The organism is Stenotrophomonas sp. A3_2 (genome assembly GCF_036624925.1).
GTDB classification, from domain to species: domain Bacteria; phylum Pseudomonadota; class Gammaproteobacteria; order Xanthomonadales; family Xanthomonadaceae; genus Stenotrophomonas; species Stenotrophomonas hibiscicola.
Genome location: NZ_JAZKVY010000271.1, coordinates 1 through 373 on the forward strand (window position 1 = coordinate 1; position 373 = coordinate 373).

General features: G+C 77.5%; 1 pseudogene. It reads left to right on the top strand.

The features are described 5' to 3' along the window. Positions 1 to 373 (top strand): annotated as a pseudogene (gene mutL / locus R5H29_RS13050) (DNA mismatch repair protein MutL); the annotation flags it as partial.

Sequence of the window (373 nt, forward strand, 5' to 3'; positions counted from 1 at the left end):
GGCCAGCCCGCCTTCGACCTCCCCGCGCAGGACCGCGCCGGCCGCGCCGCCGCCTTGCTCGGCCGTGACGCCGCCGCGGTGCTGCAACCGGTCGAGGCCGAGCGCGGCGAGCTGCGCCTTACCGGCTTCGTCTGCGCCCCCTCCGTCACCCGGGCCACCGCCGCCGGCCAATCCCTCGTGGTCAACGGCCGCCCCGTCACCGACCCGATGCTCCGCACCGCGCTCCGCGTCGCCACACGCGACGTCATCGCCGCCGGCCGCTTCCCCGTCGCCGCCCTCTGGCTGGACCTCCCGCCCGAGGCGCTGGACGTGAACGTCCATCCCGCGAAGACCGAGCTGCGCTTCCGCGACGCGGACGCGGTCCGCGGCTTCG